The sequence below is a fragment of the Pseudomonas syringae genome (genome assembly GCF_001698815.1).
Lineage (GTDB): Bacteria > Pseudomonadota > Gammaproteobacteria > Pseudomonadales > Pseudomonadaceae > Aquipseudomonas > Aquipseudomonas syringae_A.
In genome coordinates, this window is the sequence record NZ_LGSI01000005.1 from 127,341 (window position 1) to 148,200 (window position 20,860).

The 20,860-nt window shown below is 60.1% G+C and carries 20 protein-coding genes; 6 read left to right on the forward strand and 14 right to left on the reverse strand.

The window, feature by feature from the left end:
- Window positions 1-83: 83 nt before the first annotated feature.
- The 6 genes from AFK24_RS01510 to AFK24_RS01535 all read right to left on the reverse strand — a co-directional run bounded on the left by AFK24_RS01510 (window position 84) and on the right by AFK24_RS01535 (window position 7,903).
- The gene (locus AFK24_RS01510) at window positions 84-905 is read right to left on the reverse strand and encodes an electron transfer flavoprotein subunit beta (protein ID WP_080482012.1); all 822 of its coding nucleotides are present in this window, start codon (window positions 903-905) and stop codon (window positions 84-86) included.
- Entirely contained in the window at window positions 895-2,115 is a 1,221-nt protein-coding gene (locus AFK24_RS01515; protein ID WP_065831562.1) for an electron transfer flavoprotein subunit alpha/FixB family protein, read from the reverse strand. The genes AFK24_RS01510 and AFK24_RS01515 overlap by 11 nt, the downstream gene beginning before the upstream one ends.
- On the reverse strand, window positions 2,115-4,061 hold the full coding sequence (gene dgcB / locus AFK24_RS01520; RefSeq protein WP_065831563.1) for a dimethylglycine demethylation protein DgcB: 1,947 nt from the start codon (window positions 4,059-4,061) through the stop codon (window positions 2,115-2,117). The genes AFK24_RS01515 and dgcB overlap by 1 nt, the downstream gene beginning before the upstream one ends.
- 165 nt (window positions 4,062-4,226) lie before the next feature.
- Window positions 4,227-6,287, reverse strand: a complete 2,061-nt coding sequence (gene dgcA, locus AFK24_RS01525) for a dimethylglycine demethylation protein DgcA (protein WP_065831564.1) — start codon at window positions 6,285-6,287, stop codon at window positions 4,227-4,229.
- A 15-nt stretch (window positions 6,288-6,302) separates the two neighbouring features.
- Window positions 6,303-6,833: a DUF5943 domain-containing protein gene (locus AFK24_RS01530; protein ID WP_065831565.1), complete on the reverse strand. Its 531-nt coding sequence runs from the start codon at window positions 6,831-6,833 to the stop codon at window positions 6,303-6,305.
- Window positions 6,834-6,925: 92 nt separating this feature from the next.
- Window positions 6,926-7,903 (reverse strand): dipeptidase, encoded by a 978-nt coding sequence (locus tag AFK24_RS01535; RefSeq protein ID WP_065831566.1) that lies wholly within the window; start codon window positions 7,901-7,903, stop codon window positions 6,926-6,928.
- A gap of 229 nt (window positions 7,904-8,132) precedes the next feature.
- Here AFK24_RS01535 and AFK24_RS01540 point away from each other — a divergent pair, with 229 nt between their 5' ends.
- On the forward strand, window positions 8,133-8,543 hold the full coding sequence (locus AFK24_RS01540; RefSeq protein WP_065831567.1) for a lysozyme inhibitor LprI family protein: 411 nt from the start codon (window positions 8,133-8,135) through the stop codon (window positions 8,541-8,543).
- A 63-nt stretch (window positions 8,544-8,606) separates the two neighbouring features.
- Window positions 8,607-9,023 carry a DUF3010 family protein gene (locus AFK24_RS01545; protein WP_065831568.1) on the forward strand — a complete coding sequence of 139 codons (417 nt, stop codon included), beginning with the start codon at window positions 8,607-8,609 and terminating at the stop codon, window positions 9,021-9,023.
- A gap of 86 nt (window positions 9,024-9,109) precedes the next feature.
- On the opposite strand, the gene AFK24_RS01550 is transcribed toward AFK24_RS01545, so the two are convergent.
- A complete protein-coding gene (locus AFK24_RS01550; protein ID WP_065831569.1) occupies window positions 9,110-10,057 on the reverse strand; it encodes a GlxA family transcriptional regulator in 948 nt (315 codons plus the stop codon).
- A gap of 261 nt (window positions 10,058-10,318) precedes the next feature.
- Between AFK24_RS01550 and AFK24_RS01555 the strand changes: the two genes are divergently transcribed.
- From AFK24_RS01555 to AFK24_RS01565, 3 genes are all read left to right on the forward strand, one after another.
- The gene (locus tag AFK24_RS01555) at window positions 10,319-11,206 is read left to right on the forward strand and encodes a 3-keto-5-aminohexanoate cleavage protein (protein WP_020293580.1); all 888 of its coding nucleotides are present in this window, start codon (window positions 10,319-10,321) and stop codon (window positions 11,204-11,206) included.
- A 136-nt stretch (window positions 11,207-11,342) separates the two neighbouring features.
- Window positions 11,343-12,308 carry an L-carnitine dehydrogenase gene (locus AFK24_RS01560; RefSeq protein ID WP_065831570.1) on the forward strand — a complete coding sequence of 322 codons (966 nt, stop codon included), beginning with the start codon at window positions 11,343-11,345 and terminating at the stop codon, window positions 12,306-12,308.
- A gap of 156 nt (window positions 12,309-12,464) precedes the next feature.
- Window positions 12,465-12,944 (forward strand): thioesterase family protein, encoded by a 480-nt coding sequence (locus tag AFK24_RS01565; protein ID WP_065831571.1) that lies wholly within the window; start codon window positions 12,465-12,467, stop codon window positions 12,942-12,944.
- 184 nt (window positions 12,945-13,128) lie between these two features.
- Here the strand turns inward: AFK24_RS01565 and fba are convergent, their stop codons facing one another.
- The 7 genes from fba to tkt form a co-directional block, all read right to left on the reverse strand.
- A complete protein-coding gene (fba, locus tag AFK24_RS01570; protein ID WP_020293577.1) occupies window positions 13,129-14,193 on the reverse strand; it encodes a class II fructose-bisphosphate aldolase in 1,065 nt (354 codons plus the stop codon).
- Between the two features lie 126 nt (window positions 14,194-14,319).
- On the reverse strand, window positions 14,320-14,640 hold the full coding sequence (locus tag AFK24_RS01575) for an MliC family protein (protein WP_065831572.1): 321 nt from the start codon (window positions 14,638-14,640) through the stop codon (window positions 14,320-14,322).
- 54 nt (window positions 14,641-14,694) lie between these two features.
- Window positions 14,695-14,892: a hypothetical protein gene (locus tag AFK24_RS01580; RefSeq protein ID WP_065831573.1), complete on the reverse strand. Its 198-nt coding sequence runs from the start codon at window positions 14,890-14,892 to the stop codon at window positions 14,695-14,697.
- Window positions 14,893-14,980: 88 nt separating this feature from the next.
- On the reverse strand, window positions 14,981-15,205 hold the full coding sequence (locus tag AFK24_RS01585; RefSeq protein WP_065831574.1) for a hypothetical protein: 225 nt from the start codon (window positions 15,203-15,205) through the stop codon (window positions 14,981-14,983).
- A 28-nt stretch (window positions 15,206-15,233) separates the two neighbouring features.
- Window positions 15,234-16,397: a phosphoglycerate kinase gene (locus AFK24_RS01590; protein ID WP_065831575.1), complete on the reverse strand. Its 1,164-nt coding sequence runs from the start codon at window positions 16,395-16,397 to the stop codon at window positions 15,234-15,236.
- Window positions 16,398-16,413: 16 nt separating this feature from the next.
- Complete coding sequence (epd, locus tag AFK24_RS01595; RefSeq protein ID WP_020293572.1) at window positions 16,414-17,463, reverse strand: erythrose-4-phosphate dehydrogenase; 1,050 nt, start codon at window positions 17,461-17,463, stop codon at window positions 16,414-16,416.
- A gap of 127 nt (window positions 17,464-17,590) precedes the next feature.
- The gene (gene tkt / locus AFK24_RS01600; protein WP_065831576.1) at window positions 17,591-19,588 is read right to left on the reverse strand and encodes a transketolase; all 1,998 of its coding nucleotides are present in this window, start codon (window positions 19,586-19,588) and stop codon (window positions 17,591-17,593) included.
- A 260-nt stretch (window positions 19,589-19,848) separates the two neighbouring features.
- On the opposite strand from tkt, the gene AFK24_RS01605 reads away from it, so the two are divergent.
- Window positions 19,849-20,844: an ArsR/SmtB family transcription factor gene (locus AFK24_RS01605; protein ID WP_065831577.1), complete on the forward strand. Its 996-nt coding sequence runs from the start codon at window positions 19,849-19,851 to the stop codon at window positions 20,842-20,844.
- The last annotated feature ends 16 nt before the right edge of the window (window positions 20,845-20,860 follow it).

Here is a 20,860-nt window from a genome sequence, read left to right on the forward strand (position 1 = left end):
AATCGTTCTAGCGACGGAGCTGCGGCGAATGAATCAGCCTCCTCCCGGCTAAAGCCGGTCCTACGGAGTGCCTTTCAATCCAGTTACCTAACCACACCCTCTTCAATCAACAATTTGAGTATCGCTTCAGCGCCTTCTTGCGGGGAAACGCCTTTGAGCACTTGCCCGCCGCCACCACTGGCCTTGGCCGTCGCGGCTTTCATGCGATCCGCGCCGCTTTTGGCCTTGATCACTTTCAGGCGTTTAGGCCGGGGTTTGGCCGGTTGCAGCGATGAGCCGGTGAGCAGCTCATCCGTCACGATCTCGACGTGCTCAACGTCCAGCCCGCCGCGTTGCGCCGGGCCATAGGCGCTTTGTCGGGGTTTGGGCGCGGCGTTGTCCACGGTTGCCAGAAACGGCAGGCGTACTTTCAAGCGCCGACGCTGACCGCGAGGCAAGGCTTGCAGCACCTGCGCGACGCCATTGCTGATCGATTCCACTTCCGCCATGCCGACCACCAACGGCCACCCGAGGTTTTCCGCCAGCAGGAACGGCAGCATGCCCGAGCCTTCGCCGGTTTCCGCCTGGCTGCCGGTCAGCACCATCTGCACGCCGGACTCGCGGATGTAATCGGTCAGCGTGGGCAGTGCGTCGGCATTTTCCGGTTGCTCCAGCACATGCAATTCATCCAGGCCCATGCCCAGATAAGCGCGTAAAGCGGGTTCTTCGGCGTTGCCCGCATGCAGCACGTGCAGGTTATTGCCGGCCAGTTGCAAACCCAGCTCGACGGCGCGGGCGTCCTGCTCGGCGCGGCGGGCGCGACCGGAAGTCGGGTGCGCGCCAATCGACACCAGGCTGATGACGTGCAAAGTGGTTTTATCCACAGGCAGGCTGTTGTTGGTTGCAGCAATAGGCTCAGGCCGCATCTCGTTTTGCTCCATTGCGCCAGGTTTCGACCGCTTCGATCAGCGCTTTGAGGATCTCCGCGCTTTCGCCAATCACCGACAAATCCGCACGTTTGATCATGTCGCAACCCGGATCAAGATTGATCGCCACGACCTTGTCGCACGCGCCGATCCCTTGCAGATGCTGGATCGCGCCGGAAATACCGACCGCGACATACACCCGCGCAGTAACCCAGGTACCGCTGGCACCGACCTGACGATCACGGGCCATGAAGCCGTCGTCCACCGCGACCCGCGAAGCACCTTCGGTGGCGCCGAGGGCCGCAGCGGTCTGGTGAAACAGGCTCCAGTCCTTGACGCCGTTGCCGCCGGAGAAGATGAACTCCGCTTCGGCCATGGGGATGACCGCCGGATCAACCGCGACCGCGCCCAGATCTTCAATACGCGACAGGCTGCGCGCCACGGCTGTGGATAACTCCACCGGCAAAGCTTCATGACGGGTTTCGCTGACCGGCTCGGCGCATTCGACACCGGCCAGAATCAGTCGAGCCAATGGCCTGGCCAGATCCTCACGACCCGCACCGGCGCGGCCGATGCAGTGGTTATCGGTGACTTGCCAGACCCGCGTCGCCGGACGCTCGCCCAGACGGGCGGCGAATCGACGTCCCAACTCACCGCCGCCGCTGCGACTGTCGGGCAGCAACCAATGGCGTGGGCTGAATTGGTTATCCACAGCCCGCAGGCCCTGAACCCGTTGTTCCGGCGAATAACCGCTGAACTCAGAACCATCCAGCACCAGCAGACGATCAACGCCTGCCGTGGCGAAGGTGGTTTCCTTGTGTTCTCCGAATACAACGGCGAGCACCGCGCCGCTCTGCCCGGCCAGTTGATGGGCCAGCCCTAGCAGGTCGCGGTCATGCGCACTCAGGCGTCCGCCGACCATGTCCGGCACCACGCTTATATAGAAGGCCGGTTCGAGAACCTGATGCAACGGCAGTTGCACTTCGGCCGCGGCCGAGCGCTTGACCACGCCGCCCTGCTGCGCGCCGCTGCGGTCAATGCGTTTAATGCCGTTGGGTCCGATGAAACCAATGCCGTGCACATTCTTGCGCATCAGGCCGTTGGGCCCCATCCAGCTGCTTTGAGTCGGCTGCATGGCCGCGTGCAATGGATGCAAGCGGTTGCGGGCGATCCATTCGGCACGAGGGTCGCGGCGGATAATGTCGCTCATCAATGCACCTCCGCAGGTTCACGTTTGATCGGCGCGGGCTTGCTGGGGATAACTTCTTCCAACAGCGCGTCGGCGACCAGTTCGGCAATGTCCTTGATCAGCGGACGCGGTTCGACCACGCCTTCGAGCATCGCCGTGCATTGCGGGCAACCCACGGCCACCAGTTCGGCGCCGGTTTCGCGGATGTCTTCCATGCGCATGTCGGGAATCCGCTGCTTGCCGGGAATGTCGGTAATCGGCGCACCGCCGCCACCGCCGCAGCAGCGCGAGCGGAAACCGGAACGCTGCATTTCCTTGATCTCGATGCCCAGCGCACGCAGCACATCACGCGGCGCTTCGTACTCGCCGTTGTAGCGGCCCAGATAACACGGATCGTGATAGGTCACGCTGGTGCCTTTGTGCTGGCCCAGATTCAGCGCGCCGTCCTGGATCAGTTCGGCCATATACGTGCTGTGGTGCTGCACGAGGTAGTTGCCGTCGAATGCGCCGTACTCGTTTTTCAATACGTGGAAACTGTGCGGGTCGCAGGTGACGATGCGTTTGAAGCTGTATTTGGCCAGGGTCTGGATGTTGCGTCTGGCGAGCATCTGGAACGTCGCTTCGTCACCCAGACGCCGCGCCACGTCGCCGCTGTCACGCTCTTCCAGGCCGAGCACCGCGAAGTCCACTTTCGCTGCTTTGAGGACTTTGACGAAAGCGCGCAAGGTGCGCTGGTTGCGCATGTCGAACGCGCCGTCGCCGACCCAGAACAGCACGTCGACAGAGTGCTTGTCGCTGAGCAGATTCAGGTTCAGATCCGCCGCCCAGTTCATCCTGCCGCCCGGCGCAAAACCGCCGGGATTGTCGGTGGCAATGAGGTTTTCCAGCACCTCGGCGCCCTTGTTCGGGGTCGCGCCTTTTTCCAGGGTCAGATGGCGGCGCATGTCGACGATGGCGTCCACGTGCTCGATCATCATCGGGCATTCTTCGACGCACGCGCGGCAGGTGGTGCACGACCACAAGGTCTCGGCGTCCACCAGACCGTTGACGATCGGCTGATGAGGATTGCCGCTGTGCTCGCCGATTTTTTTGCCCGGATAGGCGCTGCCAGCGAAGTTCGCATCGGTGCCGCCCGCCAGACCGACGACCATATCTTGAATGAGTTTTTTCGGGTTCAGCGGCTGACCGGCCGCGAACGCCGGGCACGCGGCTTCGCATTTGCCGCACTGCACGCAGGCGTCAAAACCGAGCAGTTGGTTCCAGGTGAAATCCTTGGGTTTTTCCACGCCCAGCGGTGCGGACTTGTCGTTCAGGTCCAGCGGTTTGAGGCCGGTTGAACGACCACCGCCGAAACGCTCGGCGCGACGGTGCCAGGCCAGATGCAAAGCACCCGCGAAGGCGTGCTTCATCGGCCCGCCCCAGGTCATGCCGAGGAACAATTCGCAGACGCCCCACAGTACGCCGACGCCCAGAATCGCAGCCAATACCCAACCGCCGAAGTTTTCCGGAAGGATGCCCGCCACCGGCAAGGTCAACAGGAAGAAACTTGCCGAGAACGCCAGCAGGCTTTTCGGCAAGCGCATCCACGGGCCTTTGGACAGGCGGGCTGGCGGGTTGAGCCGACGCAGATACATGAAGATCGCGCCGCCGAACATCACTGCCGAAGCCGCCAACAGGGCGAAGCCGAGAATGCGGTTATGCAGGCCGAAACCATGCACCAGAATCGCCAGCGCAATGGACGCCACCGCGCCGCCAGCCGTGGCGACGTGGGTGTTGGCGATGTATTTATCGCGAGCCACCACATGGTGCAGATCGACCATGTAGCGTTTGGGCATGGCCAGCAGACCGCCGAGCAGGTCGACTGCCGAGGCTCGGCCGTTGCGCCACATTCTTACCCGCCGCACAGCGCCGAGGACAGCCAGGCCCAGGGCGGCGAACAGCAGGATGGGAAGAAGAGTGTTTAACATGTGGAGCTCCCATCAAAACCGGGTGGATCCTGAATTCAATAGCCTCAACGAAATCGAGGTGCCTCATTCGCGAGCAAGCTCGCTCCCACAATCCCGTGGGAGCGAGCTGCTCGCGAAGGCGTCAAACCAGACCCCGCGATAAGTCCGACGGCGCGGAGGCCGGACTCAAAAATCCTTGCAGAGACGCAAGCCGTCATAGATCGCCGCGTGGGTATTGCGCTGCGCCACACAGTCACCGATGCGGAACAGCAAGTACCCATCACCCGGCTCGCTCAAGCATGGCTGCGGCTGGATGGCGAACAAGGCTTCGATGTCGATCTGGCCTTTGTTGCGCGAGGCTTCCTTGAGGGCGTAGTAGATTTCTTCATCAGGGCGCACGCCGTTTTCGACGACCACCTGATCCACCACCCGCTCCTCTTTGGCGCCGGTGTATTCGTTCTCCAGCACCGCCACCAGCTTGTCGCCTTCGCGGTAGACCTTATCCAGCATCATGTCGCCGGTCATGATCACTTCCTTGGGGTACATGCTGCGGTAGTACGTCGGGAACGACGTGCCGCCGACGGCAACGCCCGGCTTGATGTCGTCAGTGACGATCTCGACCTGGCAACCCTTGTCCGCGAGGAAGTCGGCAGTGGACATCCCGGTGAATTCGCAAATGGTGTCGTAGACCAGCACGTTCTTGCCCGGCGCAACCTTGCCGTCGAGGATGTCCCAGCTGCTGACAACCAGACCTTCCGCCGCGCCCCAGTGTTCGTTCTGCTCCAGGAACGGATGACCGCCCACCGCCAGCACCACGATATCCGGGCGCAGGTCGAGGATGGTCGCCGCGTCGGCGGCCGTGCCCAGACGCAAATCAACTTTCAGGCGCGCCAGTTCCAGCTGGAACCAGCGGGTGATGCCGGCGATCTGGTCACGCTGCGGCGCTTTCGAGGCCGTGGTGATTTGCCCGCCGATGAATTCCTTCTTCTCGAACAGCGTCACGTCATGCCCGCGCTCGGCCGAAACCCGCGCCGCTTCCATGCCCGCCGGACCGGCACCGACCACCACGACCTTGCGTTTCACGCCGGTGGATTTCTCGATGATGTGCGGCACGCCCATGTATTCACGGGAGGTTGCAGCGTTCTGGATGCACAGCACGTCCAGGCCCTGATACTGGCGGTCGATGCAGTAGTTGGCGCCGACGCATTGTTTGATCTGGTCGATCTGGCCCATCTTGATCTTGGCGATCAAGTGCGGGTCGGCGATGTGGGCGCGGGTCATGCCGACCATGTCCACGTAGCCGCCTTCGAGAATCCGCGTTGCCTGGTTCGGGTCCTTGATGTTCTGCGCGTGCAGTACCGGGGACTTGACCACCTCTTTAATACCCGCAGCCAAATGCAGGAACGGCTCCGGTGGATAACTCATGTTCGGGATAACGTTGGCCAGGGTGTTGTGGGTATCGCAACCCGAACCTACGACGCCAATGAAGTCGATCATGCCGGTATCGTCGTAGTACTTGGCGATTTCCTTCATGTCTTCGTGGCTCAAGCCATCGGGATGGAACTCGTCGCCGCACAGACGCAGGCCGACGCAGAAATCGGGGCCGACTTCCTTGCGCACGGCCTTGATCACTTCCATACCAAAACGCATGCGGTTTTCGAAGCTGCCGCCCCATTCGTCGGTACGCTTGTTGACGCGCGGGCTCCAGAACTGGTCGATCATGTGCTGGTGCACGGCGGACAACTCAACACCATCCAGGCCACCGGCCTTGGCACGCCCAGCGGCGCTGGCATAGTTGCCGATCACACGCCAGATTTCTTCCGGCTCGATGGTTTTGCATGTCGCGCGGTGCACTGGCTCGCGGATGCCCGACGGCGACAGCAAAGTCGGCCAGTGATCGCCATCCCAGCGGGAACGGCGACCCATGTGGGTAATCTGGATCATGATCTTGGCGCCGTGCTTGTGCATGGCGTCAGCGAGATTCTGGAAGTGCGGGATGATGTTGTCAGTCGCCAGATTGACCGATTTCCACCAGCCTTGCGGGCTATCGATAGCGACGCTTGACGAGCCGCCACAGATCGCCAGGCCGATGCCGCCCTTGGCTTTCTCTTCGTAGTACTTCACGTAGCGGTCAGTGGTCATGCCGCCATCGGTCGCGTAGACCTCGGCATGGGCCGTGCTCAATACGCGGTTGCGGATTGTGAGCTTGCCGATCTGAATCGGCTGGAACATCGCTTCGAAAGCCATTTTGCGTACCTCGACTTACAACGGCTTGACGATAAACAGGCCGTCGTCGTGACCTTCTTCCGAGCCGCCGTAAACCTGCTCGGCCACGGTGCGGATCGAACTGCCCTTGGCGGCGAGAATCTGGTCCATGGCACCGGCAAACCAGCCGGTGAACATGTAATCGACCTTGCGACCGACCTTGCCGTAGACGTACACAAAGCACGAGTGCTCAAGCTTGATGCTGGCGGTGCCTTTTTCCAGGTCGATGTCCTGGATCTTGAACAGGCCCCAGCCGCGCTGCGACAGACGCTTCATGTAGTGCTCGAACACCGCAACGCCTTCCAGACCATGGCATTCGGCTTCTTTTTCACACCAGTGCCAGGCGGATTTGTAGCCGGCCTTGTAGAGAATCTCGGCGTAGGCATCAGCGCCCAGCACCTCTTCGATGCCCATGTGGTTATTGACGAAAAAGTGGCGCGGCACATACAGCATCGGCAATGCGTCGGAGGTCCAGACACCGGTTTCGCTGTCGACTTCGATAGGCAGTTGCGGGGCGATTTTAGCCATGGGGTCAAACTCCAGAAATTCGGGGGTCGCCCACTGCGAAAATGGCAGTGGGATATTCAATTCATTGAGGGTTGCGGTCTTGCGTCGGCGGCTTATTCGCCCCAGACGTCGGAAAGCACGTTCACCCAGTTTTCGCCCATGATCTTGCGCACTACGCGCTCGGGATGGCCGCGTTTGAGCAGGGTTTCGGTCAGGTTCGGGAACTCGCCCACGGTGCGGATACCCAGCGGGTTGATGATCTTGCCGAAGCTGGTCAGGCGGCGCGCGTAGCCTTTGTCGTGGGTCAGGTATTCGAAGAAGTCCTGGCCGTGACCCTGGGTGAAGTCGGTGCCGATGCCGATGGAGTCTTCGCCGACGATGTTCATCACGTATTCGATGGCTTCGGCGTAATCGTCAATGGTGGAGTCGATGCCTTTGGCGAGGAACGGCGCGAACATGGTCACGCCGACGAACCCGCCGTGATCGGCGATGAACTTCAGCTCTTCGTCAGACTTGTTGCGCGGGTGCTCTTTCAGGCCGGACGGCAGGCAGTGCGAATAGCAGACCGGTTTTTTCGATTCGAGGATAACTTCTTCGGAAGTCTTGGAACCCACGTGGGACAGGTCGCACATGACGCCGACGCGGTTCATTTCGGCGACGATTTCGCGACCGAAGCCGGACAATCCGCCGTCACGCTCGTAGCAACCGGTGCCGACCAGGTTCTGGGTGTTGTAGCACATCTGCACAATACCGACGCCCAGCTGCTTGAAGATCTCGACGTAGCCGATCTGGTCTTCATACGCATGGGCATTCTGGAAACCGAAGAGGATGCCGGTCTTGCCCTGCTCCTTGGCCTTGCGGATGTCAGCAGTGGTGCGCACCGGCATAACCAGGTCGCTGTTTTCGCGCATCAGTTTCTGGCTGGTGCAGATGCTGTTGATGGTGGCCTGGAAACCTTCCCATACCGAGACTGTGCAGTTGGCCATGGTCAGGCCGCCTTTGCGCATGTCTTCAAACAGCTCACGGTTCCACTTGGCAATGATCAGCCCGTCAATAACGATGCTGTCGGCGTGCAGTTCGGCTGGGCTCATCAGGCTGTCCCCTTATAGGTGCTTGCGCGCCGAAACGTGTGTCGGCGCTATTGAGGCCAGCATATGCCGGAGGGTCAGGCGAGCCGGGTGCAAAAACGACAGGGGGTTTGCCGAAAGCGTCAAGAAACGACAAAGGGCGACAGGACGCCGCTGCCGTCTGTGTCGCAAACCTGTTCTTTGCCTCGCGCATGGGCCAGAATTCAACGCATCAATGGATCGGAGCGACTCGATGAAAACCGTTTTCCTGACTTTGGCTCTTCTGGCGACCGGCATTACTGGCGCTCACGCTGCACAAAACCCCGATGCAACGCCTTGCGACGGCGTAGACGAGGATAAGCAGACCCTTGAGTGCTCGAAATACAGCCGCGAAACCGCCGAGCAGCTGCTCAACGAGAATTTCCAGAACCTGTTGCAGCGGGTGCAGACCCAATTCGGTGCCAACAAGGCGCAATTCGACTATTTCACCGGTAAGCTCAAGACCGCCCAGCAAGCCTGGCAAAAACTGCGCGACGCTGACTGCGCCGTGGAAGTCTTCCCGGCCGCCGCTGGCAGCAAGGCATTCACCATCGCCGAGAATGACTGCCTGGCGCGCATGAGCGATGAGCGCTCGGAATACCTGGAGTCGATCGCCCAGGAATAACGTTTTTCGATGGGCTATCGTGTCGGCCTTATAAATTTCGGACTGTGTAGTTAAGGCTTTCTCATGATTATTTGCGGCGTGGAAATCAAAGGCAGCGAGGCTATTTTCGCCCTCGCGACCCTGCAGCATGGCGGCATCGAACACTTGCCGCTGGCGATCAAGAAGATCGCCCTGGAAGACGACGACGAGTCAGCCAGCGTCAAAGCCTTCGCGACGCAGATCGCCAGCTTTGTGCGTCAGAACGGCATCAGCCATATCGTGATCAAGAAGCGCAGCAAGAAAGGCGAGTTCGCTGGCGGACCGACCACATTCAAGATCGAAACGATTTTTCAGCTGTTGTCCGATTGCGAGGTGACGCTGATGTCGCCGCAGACCATCAATGCGCAAAACAAGAAACACGACTTCGCTCTGCCCGCGTCGCTGAATAAATATCAGCATGAGGCGTACAAGGCGGCGTGTTCGGGGTTGATGAAGAGGTAATCGTAGGACCGGATTCATCCGGGAGCGCGATTTCAGCCGCGAAAAATGTATTGGATGTGCTGGCCTATTCGCGAATAAATTCGCTCCTACGAGAGTTTGATTGCGCGCCGGTCTTCCCTCGGGCATTGGGCAAATCGCGCCCGGTAACTGCGGGTGAAATACGACGGCGACTCAAAGCCGCAGGCGATGCTCACTTCCAGCACGCTCATGTCACTCTGACGCAGCAACTGCCGGGCTTTTTCCAGGCGCAGGCCGAGATAGAAATTGCTCGGTGTGTCGTTGAGATGCAAACGGAACAGCCGCTCCAGTTGGCGTCGCGTGACCTGAATGCCTTCGGCCAGTTGCAGCGTGCTTAATGGCGGTTCGGTGTGTTGCTCCATTTCACCAATCACCTGCACCAGTTTTTTGCTGCTGATGCCATAACGCGTGGCGATCTGCATGCGCTGGTGATCCTTGCGCGGACGAATGCGCCCGAGCACGAATTGCTCCGACACCTTGATCGCCAGTTCCGGGCCGTGGGCCTGGCCAATCAGGTCGAGCATCATGTCGATGGACGCGGTGCCGCCCGCACAGGTGATGCGTCGCCGGTCGATCTCAAACAATTCCTGGGTAACCTGCAGCTTCGGCCATGACTCCTTGAAGGCATCGATGGCTTCCCAATGCATGGTCAGCCGATGGTTATCCAGCAGCCCGGCCTGGGCCAGCACAAAACTCCCCGAATCGATTGCCCCCAGGGTCACGCCTTCGTTGTCCAGGCGCCGCAGCCAGTGTTCGAGTGCCGGCGTGCAGAACTTCAACGGCTCGAACCCAGCCACGACCCACACCATTGCGCCTTTTTTCAGCGGCTCCAGCGCCGCATCGGCATTGACCGACATGCCGTTGCTGGCTATCACCGCGCCGCCATCCACGCTCAATACATGCCAGCGGTACAGCTCGCCACCAAACCGATTGGCGACCCGCAACGGCTCCACCGCCGACACAAAACCCATCACGGAGAAACCGGGCATGAGCAGAAAGTAGAAATCCTGGGACATTCATGGTTTCCGTTTGATGAAGAGCGCAAAACCGTAGGACCGGCTTCAGCCGGGAGGACGCTTTTGCGGCTCGCGGCTAAAGCCGCTCCTACGATATCGCCGGGCAGTGCGCATTGAGATACGCCGGTTGCACGAGCATGGCAATAGCACAGGTCGCTGCTGTGCAAGAGCGGGTCGCCGCTGTGCGCTTTTGCGGGGCGTTGGCTGCGTAGTTTTGCACCATCAAAACAAATCACGCCAAGCCTGCAAGGAACCTGATCAATGAACCATGACGTCATCATCACCTGCGCACTCACCGGTGCTGGCGACACCACCGGAAGAAGCCATCTTGTTCCGGTCACGCCCAAACAGATCGCAGCGGCAGCGGTTGAAGCCGCCAAAGCCGGCGCGACGGTTGTCCACTGCCACGTCCGTGACCCGCAAACCGGCAAGTTCAGCCGCGACGTGGCGCTGTATCGCGAGGTGATGGAGCGCATTCGCGAGGCGGACATCGACATCATCGTCAACCTCACCGCTGGCATGGGCGGCGATCTGGAAATCGGCCCCGGCGAGCGCCCACTGGAGTTCGGCCCGAATACCGATCTGGTCGGCCCGCTGACCCGCCTGGCGCATGTCGAAGAGTTGCTGCCGGAAATCTGCACCCTGGATTGCGGCACGCTGAATTTCGGCGATGGCGACACCATTTATGTGTCCACGCCCGCCCAGCTGCGCGCTGGCGCCAAGCGCATTCAGGAGCTGGGCGTGAAGGCGGAGCTGGAAATCTTCGACACCGGTCATCTGTGGTTCGCCAAGCAGATGATCAAGGAAGGCCTGCTCGACAACCCGCTGTTCCAGCTGTGCCTGGGTATTCCGTGGGGCGCGCCAGCAGACACCACCACCATGAAAGCCATGGTCGACAATTTGCCCGCCGATGCGGTGTGGGCTGGCTTTGGCATCGGCCGCATGCAAATGCCCATGGCGGCGCAAGCGGTGCTGCTGGGCGGCAACGTGCGGGTCGGGCTGGAAGACAACATCTGGCTCGACCGTGGCGTGCTGGCCAGCAATGGTGCGCTGGTGGAACGCGCCAGCGAAATCCTCAGCCGCCTCGGCGCCCGCGTCATGACCCCGGCAGAAGGCCGCGTGAAGATGGGTTTGACCAAGCGCGGTTGAGCCACTGACTGTCTTGTTTCCGTAGGACCGGCTTCAGCCGGGAGGGCGCTCTCCCGGCTGAAGCCGGTCCTACGGAGCCTGCGCAGCGTCAAGGCATAACGGCGCCCCCAGCATTCTATTCAATTCAGGAATACCCATGACCTTCATCACCGACATCAAAACCTTCGCGGCCCTGGGCAGCGGCGTCATTGGCAGCGGCTGGGTTGCGCGCGCGCTGGCCCACGGCCTGGACGTTATCGCCTGGGATCCGGCTCCGGGCGCTGAAGCCGCCTTGCGCAAACGTGTTGCCACTGCCTGGCCCGCGCTTGAACAAAAAGGCCTGGCGTCCGGGGCATCGCAGGATCGCCTACGCTTTGTCGCGACCATCGAGGAATGCGTGCGCGATGCCGATTTCATTCAGGAAAGCGCCCCGGAACGCCTTGATCTCAAGCTTGAGCTGCACGGCAAGATCAGCGCGTCGGCCAAGCCCAATGCGCTGATTGGCTCCAGCACGTCGGGCCTGTTGCCCAGCGAGTTCTACGAAGGCGCGACGCATCCGGAACGCTGCGTGGTCGGTCATCCGTTCAACCCGGTTTATCTGCTGCCGCTGGTGGAAGTGGTCGGCGGCCGCAATACCGCGCCGGAAGCGGTGCAGGCGGCGATCAAAGTGTATGAGTCGCTCGGCATGCGTCCGCTGCATGTGCGCAAGGAAGTCCCCGGATTCATCGCCGACCGCTTGCTGGAAGCGCTGTGGCGCGAGGCGTTGCATCTGGTCAACGACGGCGTGGCGACGACGGGTGAAATCGACGATGCGATTCGCTTTGGCGCCGGTCTGCGCTGGTCGTTCATGGGCACGTTCCTGACCTACACACTGGCGGGCGGCGACGCCGGGATGCGGCATTTCATGAACCAGTTCGGCCCGGCCCTGAAGCTGCCGTGGACTTACCTGCCTGCACCGGAACTCACCGACAAGCTGATCGACGATGTGGTCGATGGCACCAGCGATCAACTGGGCAACCACAGCATCGCCGCGCTGGAACGTTATCGCGATGACTGCCTGCTGGCGGTGATGGAAGCGGTGCGCGTGACCAAGCTCAAGCATGGAATGCCGTTCAACGACTAGCGCCAAACCAGAACCAACATCAAGACCCTGTGGGAGCGAGCTTGTTCGCGAAGAACGATAACGCGGTGTGCCAGATTTAACGTTGCGACTGCTTTCGCGAGCAAGCTCGGTTCCCACAGGATCGAGGTAGACCAAGCATTTCCAAGGAACATCCAAATGCCCAACCTCATCACCTACAAAACCCCGATTCTCGCCGATTGGGTCGACTACAACGGGCATCTGCGCGATGCCTTTTACCTGCTGATTTTCAGCTACGCCACGGACGCCTTCATGGACCGCATCGGCCTGACCTGCGACAACCGCGACGCCAGCGGCCATTCGCTGTTTACCCTGGAAGCGCATATCAATTACCTGAACGAAGTGAAGCTGCGCGAGTTGGTCGAAGTCCGCACGCAAATCGTCGCCCATGATCACAAGCGCGTGCACCTCTACCACAGCCTGCACAAGGTCGACATCGACGAGCCGCTGGCGGCCAGTGAGCAAATGCTGCTGCATGTGGATCTGGCAGCCGGGCCACGTTCCGCGCCGTTCGATGAGGCGGTGTTGAATGCGTTGCTGGGGATCGTGGAAAACCAGAAGGACTTGCCGGTGCCGAGGTATGTGGGGCGGGTGATTGGGTTGCCAAGCCAAGCCTGAAGCGTGAAATCTGTGGGACCGGATTTATCCGGGAAGAGGCCAACCGGTGCTAGAGAACCACCGGATCTTTTACATCGTCTGATGCTCCGCATTCGGGGATAAATCCCCTCCTACAAATACCCGCGAAAAACCCACAAAAAAGCCCGCATCGCTGCGGGCTTTTTCATTGCTGGATCAACCGGACTCAGTTGATCTTGGCATCCAGCTCGCCTCGGGCGTAACGCTCGAACATCACATCCAGGGACACTGGCTTGATCTTCGAGGCATTGCCGGCGGTGCCGAATGCTTCGTAGCGAGCGATACACACGTCACGCATGGCCGTTACGGTCTTGGCCAGGTATTTACGCGGGTCGAATTCGCTTGGGTTTTTGGCCATGAACTCGCGGATTGCGCCAGTGGACGCCAGACGCAAGTCGGTGTCGATGTTGATCTTGCGCACGCCGTGCTTGATGCCTTCAACGATTTCTTCGACCGGTACGCCGTAGGTTTCTTTGATGTCACCGCCGAACTCGTTGATGATTTTCAGCCACTCTTGCGGCACCGAAGACGAACCGTGCATGACCAGATGCGTGTTCGGAATGCGCTTGTGGATTTCCTTGATGCGATCAATCGCCAGGATGTCACCGGTAGGCGGCTTGGTGAACTTGTATGCGCCGTGGCTGGTGCCGATGGCGATGGCCAGGGCATCGACCTGGGTCTTCTTCACGAAGTCAGCGGCTTCTTCCGGATCGGTCAACATCTGGCTGTGATCCAGCATGCCTTCTGCGCCAACGCCGTCTTCTTCGCCAGCCATGCCGGTTTCCAGCGAGCCCAGAACACCCAGCTCACCCTCGACCGAAACACCGCACGCGTGAGCGAAGGCAACAACCCGGCGCGTCACTTCAACGTTGTATTCGTAGGTAGTCGGCGTCTTGCCGTCGACACCCAGCGAGCCGTCCATCATCACCGAGCTGAAGCCCAGCTGGATCGAACGCTGGCAGATGTCAGGGCTGGTGCCGTGGTCCTGGTGCATGACCACCGGGATGTGCGGGAATTCTTCCACCGCAGCAAGGATCAGGTGACGCAGGAACGGGGCGCCGGCGTATTTGCGAGCGCCGGCCGAAGCCTGAACGATCACCGGGGAATCGGTCTTGTCGGCCGCTTCCATAATGGCGCGCATTTGTTCCAGGTTGTTGACGTTGAAAGCTGGAACGCCGTAACCGAATTCGGCTGCGTGGTCCAACATCTGGCGCATGCTGATAAGTGCCATTGTATGTGTCTCTCCCGGTAGGGTCGTTAATCGTGCAAACCTGCCGTAGCGGCGGCTGCTGTTCAAGTTCTAAGCTCCGGCCCGAAGGCCGTGCGCTCGATCATCGGCGCAGGTGTAACCCGGTGTTTATCGGGCCTTGCAGCCGCGACCGATCAAATCATTGGTGGCTTCCCAGTAAACCAGGCCTTCATCACCTTTGTCGTTAAACGCCAGCACACCGTTGCTGTACAACGACGGCGTACCCGGCTCGGCCTTGAGCCTGAAAACCTGATCGCTCTCATTGAGCCGGACATCAACCTCGGCCTTGGCCTGACCCACAAAACGCCAGTGAACCTGGGCTTTGCTGTCGCACACCCAATGGGTCCAGGTGTCGCCTTGTTCCGGTGCCTTCATGCTGGCGCAACCACCAAGCACTGCAAGTGTCGCAAGAGCAATCACGCCTTTCATTACATCTCCTGGCCTGCCCCGTGAAGCACGGCAGATGCCAGTTGCTTCGTTCTATCAGGGGCAGTTCTGTTCCTGATTCCGATCATCGGCCGGCTCACCCGTTGCCTGCGCTTCGACCCGTTGTTCGTTCTGGGTCGTCGGCACATTCACGGCCGCCGGAGTAAATACTTCACAGGCCTTGGAGTGAGCTCCAGACCCGCTGCAACCGGCCAATACCAAACAACTGACCAGGGCCAGAGCGGAGATTTTCATGGTGAAGTTCCTTATTCAGAAAAGTTATCCACCTGCTAATGACCACTTTTGTACCCGGTTGTTGCCAAATCAATTGCCGGAAGAGCTTTTACCGACAGCCCACCGGCCCGACGGTCGGCATGAATTCGTATTTATCCAGCGCCGTTTCGCCGCCCCTCTTGTAGAGGATCGGCACGGTTTCAGCCTGCCAGTGAGCCTGATAGCAGCTGACTTGCAGCACATCAGGCGCACGATCCACCTCGCCGGCTTCCGGCTCGCTGGCGCATCCGCTGAGCAAACCCGCGACAATCAACAGCGGTATCGGCTTAAGCATGTGAATTCCCTTTGTCCAAAGCCGGCTCTCAAGCCTTGGCGCGCTGTTCCAGTATTTCTACGGCCGGCAGGACTTTGCCTTCGACAAACTCCAGAAACGCACCACCACCGGTTGAAATGTAGGAGATTTGATCGGCAATGCCATATTTGTCGATTGCCGCCAGAGTGTCGCCGCCGCCCGCGATGGAGAATGCCGAGCTTTCTGCGATGGCCTTGGCCAGGGTCTTGGTACCTTCGCCAAACTGGTCGAACTCGAACACGCCAACCGGGCCGTTCCACAGAATAGTCTTGGAAGATTTCAGTAGTTCGGCGAAGTGCGCTGCAGTTTGCGGGCCGATATCCAGGATCATGTCGTCATCGGCAACGTCGCCGACCAGTTTGACAGTCGCTACGGCGCTTTCGGCGAATTGCTTGGCGACCACCACGTCGACCGGCAAAGGCACGCTGACCTTGGCGGCGATCTCCCGGGCAGTGTCCAGCAGATCAGGTTCGTACAGCGACTTGCCGACGTTGTGACCGGCTGCGGCCAGGAAGGTGTTGGCGATGCCGCCGCCGACGATCAGCTGATTGCAGATGGCGCTCAGGCTGTTGAGTACGTCGAGTTTGGTGGAAACCTTGGAGCCGGCAACAATGGCCGCCATTGGTTGGGCCGGAGCGCCGAGGGCTTTGCCCAAGGCATCCAGCTCGGCAGCCAGCAGCGGACCTGCCGCAGCGATTTTGGCGAACTTGGCCACGCCGTGGGTCGAACCTTCAGCGCGGTGCGCGGTGCCGAAAGCGTCCATCACGAACACGTCGCACAAGGCCGCGTATTTCTGCGCCAGCTCGTCAGCGTTTTTTTTCTCGCCCTTGTTGAAGCGCACGTTCTCGAACAGCACGATATCGCCGGGCTTGACGTCAACGCCGTCCAGGTAATCAGCCACCAGCGGCACGTCGCGGCCCAGGGCTTTGCTCAGGTATTCGGCGACTGGCTTGAGGCTGTTTTCAGCGGAGAATTCGCCTTCAGTCGGGCGCCCAAGGTGCGAGCAGACCATCACGGCCGCGCCCTTTTCCAGTGCCAGCTTGATGGTCGGCAACGACGCGAGAATACGTGCATCACTGCTGACTGCGCCGTCCTTGATCGGGACGTTGAGGTCTTCGCGGATCAATACGCGCTTACCTTGCAGGTCGAGGTCGGTCATCTTCAACACGGTCATGAGTGAATCCCTGTTTTTACTGTTGTTGGTCTGCGACGCGCAAAAAATGATCAGCGACGTCAAGCATTCGATTGGCAAAACCCCATTCGTTATCGAACCAGGCCAGCAGATTGACCAGCCGTGGGCCGGATACGCGGGTCTGACTCGCATCGACGATGGCCGAATGAGGGTCATGGTTGAAATCACAACTGGCGTGCGGCAGTTCGGTATAGGCCAGCAACCCTTTCAACGGTCCGCCCGTGGCGGCCTCGCGAAGAATGCGGTTGATTTCAACGGCGTCGGTATCGCGCGCGCTTTGCAGCGTGATATCCAGGCACGACACATTGACGGTCGGCACACGCACTGCTTTGGCCTGAATTCGGCCGGCAAGTTCCGGAAGCAGCCGCTCGATGCCACGTGCCAGACCAGTGGACACCGGAATGATCGACTGAAAGGCCGAGCGCGTGCGGCGCAGGTCTTCATGATGATAGGCGTCAATCACCGGCTGGTCGTTCATCGCCGAGTGGATCGTGGTGATGGTCACGTATTCCAGACCGATGGCCTGATCCAGCAGGCGCAGCAATGGCACGCTGCAGTTGGTGGTGCAGGACGCCGCCGAAACCAGCAGCTCATTGCCGGTCAGGTTCTGCTGATTGATGCCGAACACGATGGTGGCGTCGACATCGGCTTCGCTGGCCATGGGCTGGGAAAACAGCACACGCGGCGCGCCGGCATCGAGAAAGCGCTGGCCGTCTTCGCGGGTGTTGTAGACCCCGGAACACTCCAGCACCAGATCAATGTCCAGCGCGGCCCAGTCAATGCCTTCGGGAGTTGCACTGCGCAATACTTTGATCTTGTGATCATTGATGTGCAGGTATTGCCCTTCAACCCGCACTTCGCCGGGGAACCGGCCATGTGTGGAGTCAAAGCGCGTGAGGTATTCGAGACTGGCCATGTCGGCCAGATCGTTGATGGCAACCACTTCGAACCCGGCCTTCGCCCCCCGCTCGCAAAGCGCGCGAACGACGCAACGACCGATACGGCCGTAGCCGTTGAGTGCAACTTTATAAGGACGGTGCTGGGGCATGGGGTTCTCGTGGGCAAGTCACCAAGACGCGTTGGAGCGAGGCTTGCCCGCGAAGGCAGCAATACGGTCTGTCAGACAAACCGTATCGCCCAATTTCGCGGGCAAGCCTCGCTCCAACAGATCGCTATCAGTCTTCCAGCAACTCTTCAGCCGTACCCAGGATGTTTTCCAGGGTGAAGCCGAACTCTTCGAACAAGGCCGGCGCAGGCGCCGATTCGCCGAACGTGGTCATGCCGATGACGCGACCTTCCAGACCGACGTACTTGTACCAGAAGTCCGCATGCGCAGCTTCGATGGCGATACGCGCACTGACCTGCAACGGCAGAACGGTTTGCTTGTACATCGCGTCCTGGGCATCGAACACGCTGGTGCATGGCATGGAAACCACACGCACGTTGCGACCTTGCGCGCTGAGCGCGTCGAACGCCTGCACGGCCAGACCGACTTCCGAACCGGTAGCGATCAGGATCAGCTCAGGCTCGCCGACGCAATCACGCAGCACGTAACCACCACGGGCGACATCCGCCAGCTGGATTGCGTTGCGCGCTTGGTGAGTCAGGTTCTGACGCGAGAAGATCAACGCCGATGGGCCGTCGTTACGCTCAAGGGCGTATTTCCAGGCAATCGCCGACTCCACCGCATCCGCTGGACGCCATGTATCAAGGTTCGGCGTGGTGCGCAGGCTGGTCAGTTGCTCGATTGGCTGGTGAGTCGGACCGTCTTCGCCCAGACCGATGGAGTCGTGGGTGAACACGTAGATCACACGCTTCTTCATCAACGAGGACATGCGCACCGCGTTACGGGCGTATTCCATGAAGATCAGGAAGGTCGCGCCGTAAGGCACGAACCCGCCGTGCAGGGCGATGCCGTTCATCATGGCGCCCATGCCGAACTCACGCACACCGTAATGCAGGTAGTTGCCGCTGGCGTCTTCGCCGGTGATGCTCTTGCAGCCCTTCCAGATGGTCAGGTTGGAACCGGCAAGGTCAGCGGAACCGCCGAGGATTTCCGGCAGCAGCGGGCCGAAAGCGCTCAAGGCGTTCTGGCTGGCTTTACGGCTGGCGATGGTTTCGCCCTTGGCGTTGACTTCAGCAACATACGCTGCGGATTTCTCGGCGAAGTCAGCTGGCAACTCGCCGCTCATGCGACGGATCAGCTCGTTGGCCAGCTCAGGGTGCGCAGCAGAATAGGCAGCGAAACGCTGATCCCACTCGGCTTCAACCGCCAGGCCTTTTTCTTTCGCGCTCCACTCGGCATAGATGTCAGCCGGGATTTCGAACGGACCGTGGGTCCATTTCAGGGCTGCGCGGGTCAAGGCGATTTCATCGGCACCCAGTGGCGCGCCGTGGGATTCTTCCTTGCCTTGCTTGTTCGGCGAACCGAAACCGATGGTGGTCTTGCAGCAGATCAGCGTCGGCTGGTCGCTCTTGCGAGCGGTGTCGATAGCGGTCTTGATTTCGTCGGCGTCATGGCCGTCGACGTTGCGGATCACCAGCCAGCCGTAGGCTTCGAAGCGCTTTGGCGTGTCATCGGTGAACCAGCCTTCGACTTCGCCATCGATGGAGATGCCGTTGTCGTCGTAGAAGGCGATCAGCTTGTTCAGGTTCAACGTGCCGGCCAAAGAGCCGACTTCGTGGGAAATGCCTTCCATCATGCAGCCATCACCCAGGAAAACGTAGGTGTGGTGATCAACGATGTTATGGCCAGGACGGTTGAACTGGGCGGCCAGGGTTTTTTCGGCGATGGCAAAACCAACGGCGTTGGCCAAGCCTTGGCCCAATGGACCGGTGGTGGTCTCGACGCCAGGGGTGTAACCGTATTCCGGGTGACCCGGCGTGCGGCTGTGCAGCTGGCGGAAGTTTTTCAGGTCGTCGATAGACAGGTCGTAGCCGGTCAGGTGCAACAACGAATAAACCAGCATCGAGCCGTGACCGTTGGACATGATGAAGCGGTCGCGGTCGGCGAATGCCGGATTGGCAGGGTTGTGTTTCAGATAGTCGCGCCAAAGTACTTCGGCGATATCCGCCATGCCCATAGGGGCACCGGGATGGCCGCTGTTGGCTTTTTGCACGGCATCCATGCTGAGTGCACGAATGGCGTTGGCACGCTCACGACGGCTGGGCATCGCTGATCTCCTGGGAACTGGGAAAAGAATGGATCTGAAAAAGGCGAGCATTTTCCCTCAGGCACTGCCTGGGGGCAATGGAAGATAACGGCTTGTGGTTGTTTTTCCTGCTGGCTGTTCGTTATTTGTTCACCTATGGCTTTCTGCTAGTGCCAATCGCGGATTCATGACGCCTGAGAACTGCCACCCATCACCCAATATCAAAACTTTTTGATATTGCTCTTGCGACAAGCGAGGTCGCTAACTAGACTGCCAGCCATATGAACCTTCGCGTACCAGCCATTCGCCACGACGATTGCGACGACCTTTCTGCCTTGTGCAAGGCCGGCGGCGATCCACTGCGGCTGAACGTCTTGCGCGCCCTGGCCAACGATTCGTTCGGCGTGCTGGAGCTGGCGCAGATCTTCGCCATCGGCCAATCCGGCATGAGTCATCACCTTAAAGTGCTGGCCCAGGCCGATCTGGTGGCGACTCGTCGCGAAGGCAATGCGATTTTCTATCGTCGCGCGCTGCCCCACACCGACCAGACCGGCGGCCGGTTGCACGCGGCGCTGCTTGATGAAGTGGACTCGCTGGCGCTGCCGGATGATGTTCAGGCCCGTATCGGTCTGGTACATCGGCAACGGGCCAGTGCCAGCCAGGATTTTTTCGCTCGCACCGCCGAGAAATTTCGCGCCCAGCAGGATTTGATCGCCGGCCTGGCGCAGTACCGCGACAGCTTGCTGTCGCTGCTCGACAAACTAAGCTTCGGCCCTGAAGCCACAGCGCTGGAAGTCGGCCCCGGCGATGGCGGTTTTCTGCCGGAACTGGCGCGGCGCTTCAAGCATGTGACGGCACTGGACAACAGCCCGGCAATGCTCGAACTGGCCCGTCAGGTCTGTTCGCGCGAGCAACTGGCTAACGTCGAGCTGAAACTGGCCGATGCATTAAGCGCCGCCAATGTGTGCGCCGATTGCGTGGTCTTGAACATGGTGCTTCACCACTTCGCCGCACCGGCCGAAGCACTCAAACAACTGGCCAACCTGGTGCAACCAGGCGGTAGCCTGTTGGTGACAGAGTTATGTAGCCACGACCAGAGCTGGGCAAAGGAAGCCTGTGGCGATCTCTGGTTGGGTTTTGAACAGGATGATCTGGCCCGTTGGGCCATCGCTGCGGGGCTAGTTCCCGGGGAAAGCCTCTATGTAGGCTTACGTAATGGTTTCCAGATCCAGGTTCGCCACTTTCAGCGACCGGCTGGCAACACTCACCATCGGTAAAATTCAGGAAACCCGT

Bases quoted from the DNA above. Each gene is read 5' to 3' on its own strand.
- AFK24_RS01545 (WP_065831568.1), top strand. From the start codon at position 8,607: ATGATTATTTGCGGCGTGGAAATCAAAGGCAGCGAGGCTATTTTCGCC.
- AFK24_RS01575 (WP_065831572.1), bottom strand. From the start codon at position 14,640: ATGAAAGGCGTGATTGCTCTTGCGACACTTGCAGTGCTTGGTGGTTGC.
- fba (WP_020293577.1), bottom strand. From the start codon at position 14,193: ATGGCACTTATCAGCATGCGCCAGATGTTGGACCACGCAGCCGAATTC.
- epd (WP_020293572.1), bottom strand. From the start codon at position 17,463: ATGCCCCAGCACCGTCCTTATAAAGTTGCACTCAACGGCTACGGCCGT.
- AFK24_RS01565 (WP_065831571.1), top strand. From the start codon at position 12,465: ATGCCCAACCTCATCACCTACAAAACCCCGATTCTCGCCGATTGGGTC.
- AFK24_RS01555 (WP_020293580.1), top strand. From the start codon at position 10,319: ATGAACCATGACGTCATCATCACCTGCGCACTCACCGGTGCTGGCGAC.
- AFK24_RS01550 (WP_065831569.1), bottom strand. From the start codon at position 10,057: ATGTCCCAGGATTTCTACTTTCTGCTCATGCCCGGTTTCTCCGTGATG.
- AFK24_RS01540 (WP_065831567.1), top strand. From the start codon at position 8,133: ATGAAAACCGTTTTCCTGACTTTGGCTCTTCTGGCGACCGGCATTACT.
- AFK24_RS01585 (WP_065831574.1), bottom strand. From the start codon at position 15,205: ATGCTTAAGCCGATACCGCTGTTGATTGTCGCGGGTTTGCTCAGCGGA.
- AFK24_RS01590 (WP_065831575.1), bottom strand. From the start codon at position 16,397: ATGACCGTGTTGAAGATGACCGACCTCGACCTGCAAGGTAAGCGCGTA.
- AFK24_RS01510 (WP_080482012.1), bottom strand. From the start codon at position 905: ATGCGGCCTGAGCCTATTGCTGCAACCAACAACAGCCTGCCTGTGGAT.
- AFK24_RS01560 (WP_065831570.1), top strand. From the start codon at position 11,343: ATGACCTTCATCACCGACATCAAAACCTTCGCGGCCCTGGGCAGCGGC.
- AFK24_RS01580 (WP_065831573.1), bottom strand. From the start codon at position 14,892: ATGAAAATCTCCGCTCTGGCCCTGGTCAGTTGTTTGGTATTGGCCGGT.
- dgcA (WP_065831564.1), bottom strand. From the start codon at position 6,287: ATGGCTTTCGAAGCGATGTTCCAGCCGATTCAGATCGGCAAGCTCACA.
- dgcB (WP_065831563.1), bottom strand. From the start codon at position 4,061: ATGTTAAACACTCTTCTTCCCATCCTGCTGTTCGCCGCCCTGGGCCTG.
- tkt (WP_065831576.1), bottom strand. From the start codon at position 19,588: ATGCCCAGCCGTCGTGAGCGTGCCAACGCCATTCGTGCACTCAGCATG.
- AFK24_RS01535 (WP_065831566.1), bottom strand. From the start codon at position 7,903: ATGAGCCCAGCCGAACTGCACGCCGACAGCATCGTTATTGACGGGCTG.
- AFK24_RS01605 (WP_065831577.1), top strand. From the start codon at position 19,849: ATGAACCTTCGCGTACCAGCCATTCGCCACGACGATTGCGACGACCTT.
- AFK24_RS01530 (WP_065831565.1), bottom strand. From the start codon at position 6,833: ATGGCTAAAATCGCCCCGCAACTGCCTATCGAAGTCGACAGCGAAACC.
- AFK24_RS01515 (WP_065831562.1), bottom strand. From the start codon at position 2,115: ATGAGCGACATTATCCGCCGCGACCCTCGTGCCGAATGGATCGCCCGC.